General features: G+C 46.5%; 11 protein-coding genes. 8 read left to right on the top strand and 3 right to left on the bottom strand.

The window, feature by feature from the left end:
• The first annotated feature begins 134 nt into the window (after window positions 1-134).
• The 4 genes from KNQ04_RS06725 to KNQ04_RS06710 all read left to right on the top strand — a co-directional run bounded on the left by KNQ04_RS06725 (window position 135) and on the right by KNQ04_RS06710 (window position 3,688).
• The gene (locus KNQ04_RS06725; protein ID WP_214848369.1) at window positions 135-911 is read left to right on the top strand and encodes a hypothetical protein; all 777 of its coding nucleotides are present in this window, start codon (window positions 135-137) and stop codon (window positions 909-911) included.
• A gap of 61 nt (window positions 912-972) precedes the next feature.
• Window positions 973-1,479: a hypothetical protein gene (locus KNQ04_RS06720; protein WP_214848366.1), complete on the top strand. Its 507-nt coding sequence runs from the start codon at window positions 973-975 to the stop codon at window positions 1,477-1,479.
• A 292-nt stretch (window positions 1,480-1,771) separates the two neighbouring features.
• The gene (locus KNQ04_RS06715; RefSeq protein WP_214848364.1) at window positions 1,772-2,755 is read left to right on the top strand and encodes a YhdH/YhfP family quinone oxidoreductase; all 984 of its coding nucleotides are present in this window, start codon (window positions 1,772-1,774) and stop codon (window positions 2,753-2,755) included.
• Between the two features lie 69 nt (window positions 2,756-2,824).
• On the top strand, window positions 2,825-3,688 hold the full coding sequence (locus KNQ04_RS06710; RefSeq protein WP_214848362.1) for a hypothetical protein: 864 nt from the start codon (window positions 2,825-2,827) through the stop codon (window positions 3,686-3,688).
• A 635-nt stretch (window positions 3,689-4,323) separates the two neighbouring features.
• Here the strand turns inward: KNQ04_RS06710 and KNQ04_RS06705 are convergent.
• The 3 genes from KNQ04_RS06705 to KNQ04_RS06695 form a co-directional block, all read right to left on the bottom strand.
• Window positions 4,324-5,859: a M4 family metallopeptidase gene (locus tag KNQ04_RS06705; protein WP_214848360.1), complete on the bottom strand. Its 1,536-nt coding sequence runs from the start codon at window positions 5,857-5,859 to the stop codon at window positions 4,324-4,326.
• Window positions 5,860-6,033: 174 nt separating this feature from the next.
• Window positions 6,034-6,465 carry a GyrI-like domain-containing protein gene (locus KNQ04_RS06700; protein ID WP_214848358.1) on the bottom strand — a complete coding sequence of 144 codons (432 nt, stop codon included), beginning with the start codon at window positions 6,463-6,465 and terminating at the stop codon, window positions 6,034-6,036.
• Between the two features lie 23 nt (window positions 6,466-6,488).
• Window positions 6,489-7,982 (bottom strand): HD-GYP domain-containing protein, encoded by a 1,494-nt coding sequence (locus KNQ04_RS06695; protein WP_214848357.1) that lies wholly within the window; start codon window positions 7,980-7,982, stop codon window positions 6,489-6,491.
• A gap of 226 nt (window positions 7,983-8,208) precedes the next feature.
• Between KNQ04_RS06695 and KNQ04_RS06690 the strand changes: the two genes are divergently transcribed.
• The 4 genes from KNQ04_RS06690 to KNQ04_RS06675 all read left to right on the top strand — a co-directional run bounded on the left by KNQ04_RS06690 (window position 8,209) and on the right by KNQ04_RS06675 (window position 12,510).
• Complete coding sequence (locus KNQ04_RS06690) at window positions 8,209-10,587, top strand: immune inhibitor A domain-containing protein (RefSeq protein ID WP_214848355.1); 2,379 nt, start codon at window positions 8,209-8,211, stop codon at window positions 10,585-10,587.
• A gap of 260 nt (window positions 10,588-10,847) precedes the next feature.
• Window positions 10,848-11,048 carry a cold-shock protein gene (locus KNQ04_RS06685; protein WP_012371797.1) on the top strand — a complete coding sequence of 67 codons (201 nt, stop codon included), beginning with the start codon at window positions 10,848-10,850 and terminating at the stop codon, window positions 11,046-11,048.
• A 119-nt stretch (window positions 11,049-11,167) separates the two neighbouring features.
• Window positions 11,168-12,133 (top strand): ring-cleaving dioxygenase, encoded by a 966-nt coding sequence (locus KNQ04_RS06680; RefSeq protein WP_214848352.1) that lies wholly within the window; start codon window positions 11,168-11,170, stop codon window positions 12,131-12,133.
• A 77-nt stretch (window positions 12,134-12,210) separates the two neighbouring features.
• Window positions 12,211-12,510, top strand: coding sequence for a DUF3817 domain-containing protein (locus tag KNQ04_RS06675; RefSeq protein WP_026827128.1), 300 nt, complete (start codon window positions 12,211-12,213; stop codon window positions 12,508-12,510).
• Window positions 12,511-12,525: the final 15 nt, after the last annotated feature.

The raw sequence follows: 12,525 nt of genomic DNA, 5'->3' as shown, positions 1-12,525 counted from the left end.
TCTCTAAAAATCACTCCATTTCTTTTCCCATCCTGTCTGTTGTTCAAGCTCTTTTTAATTAAAATCAAAAAATTCCGTTAATTAGGTTGGGAACGTTATATAATGGATAAAAATGACATTAAAGAGGTGGGAGCATGCGATTGCGAAGTCGATTACTTTTAATGATGGGCATAGTTTTGCTGGCGCTTGGAATCATGAAACCGTTAGTCGAGACGGGCTATCAAGCACTGCGTGACATCGAGACTTTTCCAGCGACAGCGGCGGCGCAGGAAGCGGCGAAGGACTGTCATACGGATTGTGGAAGCAAACCGCTCGACTGGTGGTGGCTGAAGTTACTTCGGAAGAAAGAACCGGAACCTAAGGGTGTAGTTTATGGTTACGAGACGGATGAAAAAGTTGAAGTAAGAGGAGAACCTAAAGATAAATTTAAGTTCATCTCACTTGGATTTAAACATGATGAAAAAGGTGGTGTGGGAATTGAAGAGACAGAAGGATTTCCCTATTTCTTGATTGGACTGGGTCTGGCGGCCGTCCTGTTGCTTGTCCTGCTTGTCCGTCGTCTTCGAAAACGCCGTCGTCGCTTAAAAGGTGCACCCGAAGACGAAGTGACGCCACCGCAGCAATACCGACAGACTGAGCTGGTGTCAGAGGAAGTGTTTCCTCCGTTGCCTGTATCGACCGTCCGACAACAGGTCGTTTTGTTCAATCGTCAGTTGCCGGTGCGGCTGAAACGCCGAGAGACGGAGTCGTTCAGCGAGTGGTTCAAACGAATTGGATTTCATCCGTCAACCGAACTGCAGCATCTATATGAGGTAATCCGGTATGATTCAAAACAATCAATTCAAGTACCACCGACTGCGCTGACAGACATCGAACATGATTTTTCAAATTATCTCAACCGATTCCGATGAAACCTTTCAGAAAGTCCCGACGTATCATGGAACAGAAGGTCAGGAGACGGGGGACTGAAGAATGTACTTAGCAGACGCAGTGAAACTAAAAAGTATCTTACGGAAACAATTGGAGCAACTAGTCGAAGAGATGGAGCGTATTGCATTCATCGACCTTGAAAAAGGGGAGGCCCTACCGACTGGTCAAGAACGGACGTTACTCGATGTCGAGTCGGCGATGGATGAAGTCCGGCGTGATATGCGGACACTTGATCGACTGGTCTATGCAGCAAACTTGTCAACGACCATCGAGACGACAGAAGGAGCAATTCCGCTCGTCGAAGCGATTGAACTGGCGACTCAATTACGGGCAAAAGCGACACAGTTCCAAGAACTCGCCGCACGTCCGAAACGCGAATTCCAGTATGGATTTGAAGGAACGACGGTCATCCGGCATGCTTTGTACGATCCTGAGGCATACCGTATTAAAGCACAAGAGATAGAGCGGACCGCACATCGCATCTCAAATGCGATCAATGCCGCGAATTACCGAACGGAAATTGATTTTGACGGTCACCGTTATATGTAAGCCTTAATCAGGTGAGACTCCTGATTAAGGATGGCATTTCTGACTCTCAAACGCTTCCACAAGGGAATCACAACGGCCACGGCACACCTATGACCACGGACCGATGACATGTTTACCTGTCACTTTTGACTACCTGCGGAAATGACTTTTTCCGTCAGATGCCAAAAAACCGCGATTGCTTCGGCATCGCGGTTTTTTATGCGTGAAGTGTTATTCCATAAAAAAAGGTAGACCGTCGCTTTGGTTCGGGTATAGGCTAGGGAAATAGTAAGTACTGTAAGGAGGAATTAATATGAAAAATTCATTTAAAGCATTCGTCGTACGTGAGGAAGAAGGGCAATTTGTCGGGACACTCGAACAAAAACAAGTCGACGACCTACCGGCAGGTGATGTGTTGATTCGTGTCGCCTACTCGTGTATCAACTACAAAGATGCGTTATCCGTCACGGGAAATCGCGGGGTGACGAAAAATTATCCACATACACCAGGCGTCGATGCGGCAGGTCATGTCGTGACGTCATCTGATGAACGTTTCATCGAAGGACAAGCAGTCGTCGTCAACGGGTTTGACTTCGGAATGAATACATCGGGCGGTTTTCAAGAATATGTCCGCGTGCCGGCGGACTGGGTCACGCCGTTACCGAATGGCATCACGACGCTTGAAGCGATGAGTTACGGTACAGCGGGTCTCACAGCTGCCCAGTCAATCGATGAACTCGTTCAGCGTGTAGAGCCGCAAGACGGCCCGGTCCTCGTGACGGGAGCGACAGGCGGTGTCGGCAGTGTCGCGGTCGCACTTCTCGTGAAACTCGGGTTTACAGTTCATGCCGTAACCGGGAAAGAAGCTGAACATGACCGTTTGAAGCAAGCAGGTGTCGCGGAAGTCATCTCACGGCAATCGCTCCTAGAAGAAACGACACGACCTTTGAAAAAAGGGACGTATGCTGGTATCATCGACACGGTCGGCGGTCCGTTACTTGCCTCGGTCATTCGTTCCTTACAATATGGTGGACTCGTCACGACATGCGGTAACGTCGGCGGCGCCGAGCTGACGATGACCGTCTATCCGTTCATCTTACGTGGTGTCCGTTTGATTGGAATCGATGCTGTTCAGTTACCGGTCGCAGAGCGTGAGCGTTTATGGCATCACCTCGCGAACGACTGGCATGTATCGATTGCCGAGATGGTGCAAATGAAAGCGTTGAGTGATGTTCCGGAAGTCGTCAAGTCGTTGCTTGAAGGAACACATCAAGGCAGAACTGTCATCGAAATTTAAACAATTTGCTTCTGGATTAGATGGTATAGTGAATGAAACATCACTCGGTCAATTCAGGAGGAACCAAATATGAGTCAACAGGAACAAGAGCACGATCAGGCACGGCAATCGCGCCAAACACGTCGGAAACAAAAGCGCAACCGGCGCGGGATTGCGTTCGGCGGTCTATTGGCGACGGCTTTAATCGTCGGCGGTTGGGGATACATGGTCTCGCATAACGATGCTTCCCAAGCGACGTCGACGGTCGAAACACCGAAAACAGACGCTTCTGCAAAAGGAGAACCAAAGAAGAAAGAAACAGCTGCAACCGATCAAAAGAAGAAAAAAGAGAAGAAGAAAACCAAAAAAGAAGCAGCACCCGAAATCAGTTCAGCGGCATGGATCAAACGACCGTTCGCTGACGTCTATCAAGATGCGGGGCGAAGCAGTGTCATCTATAAGGCGGACTTAGGGGATGTCTATGAAGTCCTCGACGCAAAAGACGGCATGGTCCATCTGAAGTTAAGTGATGCGGTCGAAGGCTACATCCCGGAAACGGATGTTCAGATGGAGGCACCGTCTGGTCTGAAGGATGAGGAGCTTCTCGCTTCACTTGGACAAGTCGTCGCGAACCAACCAATCGACAAACCGGAGCAATATCTCGGGAAACCGCTTGAAACGTTTGAGGCGAAGTATGGCAAGCTTGGCAACACACAAAAAGATGCCGTCAACACGTATCATTTCTCGAACGCCGGATACTTGCTCGTCGTATCGGATGGAATCGTCGAAGCAATCGACTGGATGAATGTCTCGGCGTCAGGCTTATCGACGCTTGGCGACCCGGTCGTCAAAACGGATTACGGCACATGGTATGAAGGTGAAAAACTGCAGCTCAAGGCCTTCCCGGACAACGGGTCGACGCGCTTGCGTCTCGCACGTGATCTTGGGAAGTAAATCGATTGAGACTGAGTGTATCAAGTGCTCGTTTTAAACTATCAGAACACAACTAACTGCATTTGAACTGAAACGATAAGAAAGACGGGGTTGCCATCTAACAGGGATGGGCAGTCCCGTCTTTTTTTTAGGAAGACAATCTAGTAATCGGTAAGAAAAGCTTTTTCCTTGTTCGTTGTTTTCTTCGGGATTGCCGCTTTGCAGACGAGTAGAGGTGGGGAAGCGCAACACCACAGGATACCCATTTGAACTACCTCCACCTACGCTTCGCTTAGAGGTGGAGGATTCCTGAGTGATCCGACCTAACGGTCGAAACCTGATCAGGCTACCCCCGTCGTCCCGACGACTCCTGGGGAATCAGCGGGTAAGACGAGACCCAGCAGCGACGACGTCGCGATGCGGCTCGTTGCCCGCCCCTAGGAAAGCGGTGTGCCGGAAAGGGGGATGCGAAGAGTGATGAGAGGAGCGTCATCTTTTTCTGAGCACCACTTCTCTGTTCAAAATTATTTGAAGTTTTTCAGTATCCTACTTTTGAGTCAGCCCCTTTTTTCTTTGGATGGAATCCCTATGTTAATGAAAAACCTCCCGAGTCAAAGACTCGGGAGGAAAGAGAAAATCCTTGGGAGGAATTTTTCTTAGTAGACACCAACAGCGTCAAACGATTTCGCAGCAGCTGTTGCTTCTGCACTTGTAGAACCGTAAAGATCTTTCGCCGATTGAACGACTGCTGCACGAAGTGAGCTGAAGTTCGAGTTCGGAGTCAAGTACACGTTGAGTGCACGGTAGTAGATGGCACCAAGTTTTGGTACGCCGACGCCTGTTACTGTAACGCCAGTATGTGTCCCACCGTTACCTAAGAGGTAAGCGGCTTTATTGACGATACCTGAGTTCGTGTGGACACCACCGTTATCCGCTGTACCTGTGTAGCGTTTTGAGTAGTGATCTGGGTCACCGTAAGCAGCCGGGTTAGACATTGAGCGAAGCGCATCTCCACTTACACCAGGTGTGTAGATGTCTTCACCGACGAGCCAGTCGAAGTTCGACCCGACTGAGTACTCAGCGACGGTTCCCATGATATCTGAAACGGCTTCATTGATGGCACCAGATTCATTTTGATAGACGAGTCCAGCTGTATATTCCGTGACAGCGTGCGTCAATTCGTGTGCAACGACGTCAAGTGCACCAGAGAGGTACGTGAATGTCGAACCGTCTCCGTCACCGTAGACCATTTTTGATCCATCCCAGAAGGCATTGTTATAGCGCGAAGAATAGTGGACAGATGAGTTAAGTGCAGCGCCCGCATTGTCGTAACTGTTGCGACCGTAAGTGTTCTTGTAGAAATCGTATGTTTTCACTGCGTTGACTTGTGCGCTGACAGCGGCACGGTCATAAGTAGCATTGAGAACGTTGTCGACATCTGCCCAAAGTGTTCCCGGGAGTGATGTCCGGTTTTTGGCATCATACGTCGAGATCCCTTTACCGCGTGTTGAGTCTTGAAGGTAGTAGTAAGAACCACTCTTCGTCGTATTGAATGTAGCACTCGTTCCAAGAACCGTCGTACCTGAACCGACTGTTGTTGTTCCAGTGATTGCTGTTACTGGTTTTGCATGAGCCAATTGGTCGAATTTATTGACGACCTTACCAGAGTTCGCATCGATGAAGTACGTCCAGCGTGATGGTTCACCGCCAGCTAAGACAGTCGAGGTGATTTTATAAGCATAGACAGCATCGTCTTTGACTGGGTAGACGACGAGCTCAGCTGTCGGAGCCACTTCGAATTCTGTTGCTTTGATTGATTTTTTATACAGTTTTAATGCTTTCTTTTCAGAGATTGCAATTTTCTTAGCAAGACCAGGCTTACCTTTGACGTTGACTGCATCATTGACGACTGCTTTCAAAGTACCGTCTTTCGCAACATTACCGACGACGACACTACCGAAGACCGGGACGCCATCCACTTCTTGTTGGAGACGTACGATGTGAGATGATCCGTCTTTCTTAACGTCTTGTACCGAGAAGTCACCTTTACTTTCGACATACTCTTTGACGATTGATGCAGCTGGCTCGGACGAAGCTTTCGTCAATTTACCAGATTGAAGACCTTCTGCTCCTACGACCGTAGGCACGACAAGTACACTTGCGACAAGCGATGTAGCGAGAAACTTTTTCAAAATAAATCGCCTCCTTGTTTGGGTTGAGTCTAACTATGCCAAACAAAATGACGAACGAGAATAAGGCATTCGAATTAAATAGAATTTTCTGAAAATAGGTATTTAGTACCCGTACTGAACAATTCAGTCATTAAGACGCTCTCAAAGTAAAAGGACTGCTCGCGTGAGCAGTCCTTAAAGAATCCGTTGATACAAATGATGTGTACCTTCCCGCGTCTCATCGATTTTAAAATCGAGCGGGTCAAGTTCGATTCCTTGTTTGTGTGCGAAACGCTGAATCTTGTCGAAGGACTTCCAAATTTCGATGTCCGGGCCTTCGTGTTTCCAAAAGATATAACGTGCAGCTGGAACATGATAGCCTTTCATTCCTTTTGGAATCCGCTCTAGTGTAGGAACAGGTAGTCCGACGCACTGTGTATATTTGGTTCCTCGATGTTCAAGTGAGACATCTAACGGAAAACTTTCGGGTAGTGCAGGAATTTCATGTGACCGACGTGAAAACTCACGCCAAAGTTCAGGCATCAAGGTATGGAGCTCATTTTCTTCGCATGTCATGCTGAGTCCGATGACATACAGTTCATGACGTTCAACGATTTTGGGGTGCATCCTGAAGCTCCTTTCGTCAGAAATCAAGAAGCGGTAGTGATGTTTTGTCGTTTCAGGTCTAAGAAGAGTTGCGTGAAATGGGCATCCCATTGCGTTCCGCGGCCTTCTTCAAGGATAGATAAAGCTTTTTCGACAGGCATTCCCTTGCGATACGGACGATCAGAAGTCATGGCGTCATAGGCATCAGCGATTGCCATGATCCGGCCGAAAAGTGGAATCGCGTCACCGGCTAGTCCTTCCGGATACCCTTTTCCATCATAACGCTCGTGGTGATACTTTACCCCGGGAAGAATCGGTTGTAACGTCTCGGGGAGATGAACTTGCGACAAAATATGAACGCCGATGACCGGATGTTGCTTGATTTTATCAAATTCCTCGTCTGTCAGCCGTCCTTCCTTCAATAAGACATCGTCACGAATCCCGATTTTACCGATGTCATGCAGGAGGGCAGATTTACGTAGCAACTCGACTTGTTCTTCAGGTAAATCGGCAGCACGTGCGATTTCGACCGAATATTCAGCGACACGTAAAGAATGACCGGCAGTATAGGGGTCACGTGCGTCAAGCGTCGCGGCGAATAACGTAAACAAACTATTTAAGAGGCGTTCATTTTCTAAATCACGGCCTTCGATTCCTTCGACCATCAAATTAAATCCACCGATTAATTGTGAAAACTCATCCGAATAAGGATTCGGAATCGTATTTAGCTGACCGGATTCGATTTGAGCGACACCTGCTTGTAAGGCAAGAATCGGTTTTTTGATGTTTTCATACAGAAGTAGGCTACAGAATGTCGCGAGGCAAAGAATTACGATGAGAATCAAGGTCGACCAATTCCAATACGACCGTAAACTTTCGTTTTCTGTCAGCTGGACGGCAGAGGCGAGAACAAATAACAGAATCGGAAACACACCGATGATCAGTGTGCTGATCAACATCTTTTGGCGAAGGCTGACGACGTCTTGCACTTTCAATTCAAGGTCCCCGTATCCGAATGACCGTGAGAGTTCCGTCAAATCGAGCAGCATCGACTCTGTCACACGATAGGTCAGGAAAAACTCAATCAATGCATGGAGAATCGCGACGAGAACCGCACCAAAACAAGCAAGACCAATCAAATAATAAGGCATATCGAGCCACCCTTGAGAGATGGCGAAAGCAGTCAAACCAGATGATGGAACCGAGAGACCAAGAAAATGAGGCCCGAGAATCCGTTTGATCGTCAAAACAGGAAAGCGGTGGGTCGTCCGGAACGCATCTGTCAATTGCGTTAAAGTAGGTTGCTTTGATAAAAAAACTTCATTAAGAGGACGGATATGTTTTTTATAGACGAAATATTCTAGGCTGAACATGATGATGACAGATACCGTCATGATGGCGAGTAATAATGTTCGTTCTCGTGAACTGAACGTTAATGTTTCAAAGATAAACAGACTTCCGACGCCAAACACGGCGACGAATGAACCGATTAAGTAGTTGGTTAAGATTTGACGTTCAAAACGTCGTAACGGTTGCATACAAATCCTCCTATTCAGAAATAATCTCGTAGTTAAAATAAGGTTCATCTTATTAATATCGGCTGCTTGTAAGGAATTTAAACTAAATACCAAAAATAGGTATAGTTATAAAGTCCTAATTATATAAAAACTAATTGATTAACGAACTAAAATAACATATGATTTGAATATTCAGAAAAGTATATTAAAAGTATGCTTTTCACTACTACATAGGGGGTAAGTTCACGTGGGGAAAAAGAAACAGCTTAGCTTAGCCGTCTTGTCTGGTATCACGGCAGCAGCGTTCGCAGTCGGTCCGGTTTTACCTGGTGGGAAGGTAACAACTGTTGAGGCTTCTGAAAAAGCAGCCGTAGGCGCACCGATGGACTTGAACACAGTCGATCAAGACCGTCTCTTAGAAGTATTGCAAGATCGTGGGGTCGTCTCAAAAGCAGCGTCTGCAGCTGAGAAACAAAAGGCTGTCCAAAAGTATTTGGACAAAAAGTCGAACGGTAAACCAGCAGCAGAACATGAATCAAAAAAAGCAAAAGAATTCGACAAAAAAACGAAAGACTTTTTGACGAAACAAAAAAATCAACTCGCAAAACAGTTGAATAAGAAGCACGGTAACTATAAAAAAGGTAAAAAAGATGGGTTTGTCAAAGTCGACAAAGCTAAACAAGCACCTTATAACGGGGATACACGTACAGATAAAGTATTGGTCCTTCTAGTTGAGTATAGTGACTTCAAACATAACAATGTCGTGCAAGAAGAAGGGTACATGTATTCAAAAGATTTCAACCAAAAACATTATCAAGACTTAATGTTTGGCGATAAAGAGTTCGAACTCTTTAACGGGGACAAAGTAAAAACGTTTAAACAATACTACGAAGAACAATCGGGCGGTAGTTACTCTGTTGATGGAACAGTCTCGAATTGGTTAACCGTTCCGGGCACAGCAAAAGATTATGGTTCAGATAATCCGGCAGGTGGAAATGATAACCTCCCAGGAGCAAAAGGTCCACGTGGTCTCGTCAAAGATTCATTAAACGCAGCAGTCAAATCGGGTGTCAATTTGGCAGATTACGATCAGTTTGACCAGTACGATATGGATGGGGACGGCGACTTGAACGAGCCGGACGGCCTCGTCGATCACTTGATGATCATCCACGCAGGTACTGGACAAGAAGCTGGCGGCGGAACGCTCGGAGACGACGCAATCTGGTCACACCGCTGGACACTCGGCGGCGTATATCCTGTTGCTGATTCAGTAGCGAAAGTAAACTATTGGGGCGGTAAAATGGCTGCCTACGACTATACAGTTCAACCTGAAGATGGCGCAGTCGGTGTTTTCGCACACGAATTCGGTCATGACTTAGGTCTTCCAGATGAGTACGATACACAGTACACAGGTCAAGGTGAGCCGGTCGCATCATGGTCAATCATGAGTGGCGGTAGCTGGAACGGAAACGTTGCCGGAACAGAACCAACAAGTTTCTCACCACAAAATAAAGAGTTCTTCCAAAACGTGATGGGTGGAAACTGGGCGAATATCGAGACAATTGACTTTGATTCGTTATCAAAAGCAGGTACTGCTTCGTACATCGACCAAAGTGTCACAAAATCGAAAAACCCGGGAATCATCAAAGTAGACTTACCGAAAAAACCGGTTAAAGGCATTGCACCGGCTTATGGTAAAAAATACTACTACAGCACAAAAGGAAATGATCTTCATACGTCAATGACATCACCAGAGTTTGATTTGACGGCTGCAAAAGCTGCTAAATTCGACTACAAAGCGTACTTTGATGTCGAGTATGATTATGACTTCTTGACAGTTACAGCGACGGCTGACGGAGTAGAAAAAGTCATCGACGTGATTGGTGACGAAGATACAGATGGCGACCAACGCGCTGAGTCTTCAAAAGGTGCATGGGTCGACAAATCATACGATCTCAGCGAATTTGCTGGTAAAAAAGTAACGCTTAAGTTCGACTACACAGGTGATGCTGGTCTCGCACTTGACGGTTTCGCACTCGATAACGCGAAATTGACTGTCGATGGTAAAGTCGTCTTCGAAGACGATGCAGAAGGTACACCGAAATTTAAACTCGACGGATTTGTCGCATCTGACGGTTTCAGCTATGCAGATAACGCGTACTACCTCGAATGGCGGAACTACGCAGGCTCGGATAAAGCACTCGAGCATGCACGTGGTGTGAAATACAACACAGGTCTCGTCGTTTGGTATGCAGATTCTAGCTTCACAGATAACTGGGTCGGTGTTCACCCGGGTGAAGGATTCCTCGGTGTCGTCGATTCACACCCTGAAGCGATCGTAGGTACGCTCAAAGGCAAACCAGTCGTATCAGGAAGCACACGTTACCAAATCGCAGATGCTGCGTTTAGCTACGACAAAGCACCAGCTTGGTTGATCGACTCACCATCACGTGGTCTTTATGACTATAAAGGTCTCGCAGGTGTAACGAAATTCGATGATTCTAAATCGTATATCAATCAATTGATTCCGGATGCAGGGAAACTTCTTCCGAACAACGGTCTTAAAATTCAAGTCATCGGTGAAGCGAAAGATAACTCTGCTGGAGCAGTCTGGATCCACCGTTAAAAAAGAAAGCAGATCTGGGAAACCAGGTCTGTTTTTCTTTTGAAAAGTGGAATCAATTGGAAAAATATTGGTCAGACAACTTGACTTTTAAAGCGCATCCATACTATACTGACGTTAGCTTAATATTGTTATTGTCACTACTGATTCACATTGCGTCACGAACAATCTTTTCGTCGCTCCATGTATTTCGGGACAATAATGAATTTCTTTCATATGCATCGTCATATGTATTAAGTAATTTATTTTTGGAGGTTGTTCCCATGAACACAGGTAAAGTAAAATGGTTTAACGCAGAAAAAGGTTTCGGTTTCATCGAAGTTGAAGGCGGAGAAGACGTATTCGTACATTTCTCAGCAATCACTGGTGAAGGTTTCAAATCACTTGACGAAGGTCAAGAAGTTGAATTCGAAATCACTGAAGGCGCACGTGGAGCACAAGCTGCTAACGTCGTAAAACTTTAATTTCAACTATTCAATCGCTCTTCTTCGGAAGAGCGGTTTTTTTATAAGTAAATATCTTGAATTAAAGATATTTATGCGCTATGCTTTGAATAAGAACAAATTCAAAAGGAGTGACAGACATGGAATTACTTGGTATTCATCACGTTTCGATTTTAACCGGAATGGCCGAACGGAACTATCAGTTTTACACACAAATCCTTGGTATGCGCTTAATTAAGAAAACAGTGAATCAAGACGATACGACGTCGTATCATTTATTTTATGGGGACGCAGAGGGAAATCCCGGAACCGATTTAACTTTCTTCGACATTCCGCATCTCGGAACAGGTGTCCCTGGTGCATCGAGTATTTCTTCGACATCACTTCGCGTTAAGACAACGGCAGCGCTCGAGTTTTGGCAAGAACGCTTTGAGCAAAAAGAGGTTGAACACGATTCAATCATCGAACGAGCCGGACGACAGACGCTTGCCTTTCGTGACCAGGAGGGGACACGTCTGATTCTTGTCGCAGAAGATGGCGAACAGGGAGTCCCGGGTGGCGTGCCGTGGAAACACGACGAGATTCCGGCAGAATATGCAATCGTCGGCTTAGGTGCCGTGACATTGACCGTTAACGATCCGGAACCAACAGCGCTCGTTTTAACAGAAGTCCTTGGCTTTAAAAAAATCGGTAGTTACCCGTCACTCGCCGGTGACTTTGCGGACATCGAAGTTTATTCGACGGGTCAAGGTGGCATCGGAGCCGAAGTGCATCTCGAAGCGCGGCCGGATCTCGACCGCGAACGATTAGGTCGTGGCGGTGTTCATCACGTTGCGTTCCGTGTTCCGAACAGTGCCGAGTACGATTTGTGGGTCGAGCGTTTAAATCAATACCGCTTACCGAACTCGGGAAAAGTTGACCGACATTATTTCCAAGCGCTCTACTTCCGGGAACCGAACCATATTCTGTTTGAGTTATCGACGGATACGCCGGGATTCGCAACCGATGAATCAGTTGAAACACTCGGAGAGACGCTGGCTTTACCGCCGTTCCTTGAACCAAAACGGCAAGAAATCGAAGCCCGTCTTCGCCCTCTTGAAATCTGACAATCCTGTGACACAGGTCACAGACTGACGGACGTCCCGTATACTAAAGACAGGAACCAGGAAAAAGGAGTGACGGGATGTTAGGAACTACGTTAGGTCAATTTCGATTGATTGCGATTTTAGAAGGTATTTCATTTTTAGTCTTACTGTTGATTGCCATGCCGTTAAAGTATATGGCAGGTGTTCCGGAAGCGGTTTCCGTCGTCGGGGCCATGCACGGTGTTTTGTTCGTCATGTATGCGTTATGGCTTGCCGTCGTTAAATTTAAATACCGCTGGTCGTTTGTCAAAGCAGGGATCGCCTTTATCGCTTCGTTCATTCCGTTCGGGACATTTGTACTCGATCGAAAGTTAAAACAGGAAGCAACAAACGCGTAAATTGTGTATACTAGA

The organism is Exiguobacterium sp. s193 (genome assembly GCF_018618755.1).
In the GTDB taxonomy this organism is placed as follows: domain Bacteria; phylum Bacillota; class Bacilli; order Exiguobacteriales; family Exiguobacteriaceae; genus Exiguobacterium_A.
This window is presented reverse-complemented; position numbering and strand designations above follow the sequence as displayed.

What these genes read in the sequence shown, in the direction of transcription:
- KNQ04_RS06725 (WP_214848369.1), top strand. Translation starts at nt 135, where the DNA reads ATGCGATTGCGAAGTCGATTACTTTTAATGATGGGCATAGTTTTGCTG.
- KNQ04_RS06720 (WP_214848366.1), top strand. Translation starts at nt 973, where the DNA reads ATGTACTTAGCAGACGCAGTGAAACTAAAAAGTATCTTACGGAAACAA.
- KNQ04_RS06715 (WP_214848364.1), top strand. Translation starts at nt 1,772, where the DNA reads ATGAAAAATTCATTTAAAGCATTCGTCGTACGTGAGGAAGAAGGGCAA.
- KNQ04_RS06710 (WP_214848362.1), top strand. Translation starts at nt 2,825, where the DNA reads ATGAGTCAACAGGAACAAGAGCACGATCAGGCACGGCAATCGCGCCAA.
- KNQ04_RS06700 (WP_214848358.1), bottom strand. Translation starts at nt 6,465, where the DNA reads ATGCACCCCAAAATCGTTGAACGTCATGAACTGTATGTCATCGGACTC.
- KNQ04_RS06695 (WP_214848357.1), bottom strand. Translation starts at nt 7,982, where the DNA reads ATGCAACCGTTACGACGTTTTGAACGTCAAATCTTAACCAACTACTTA.
- KNQ04_RS06685 (WP_012371797.1), top strand. Translation starts at nt 10,848, where the DNA reads ATGAACACAGGTAAAGTAAAATGGTTTAACGCAGAAAAAGGTTTCGGT.
- KNQ04_RS06680 (WP_214848352.1), top strand. Translation starts at nt 11,168, where the DNA reads ATGGAATTACTTGGTATTCATCACGTTTCGATTTTAACCGGAATGGCC.
- KNQ04_RS06675 (WP_026827128.1), top strand. Translation starts at nt 12,211, where the DNA reads ATGTTAGGAACTACGTTAGGTCAATTTCGATTGATTGCGATTTTAGAA.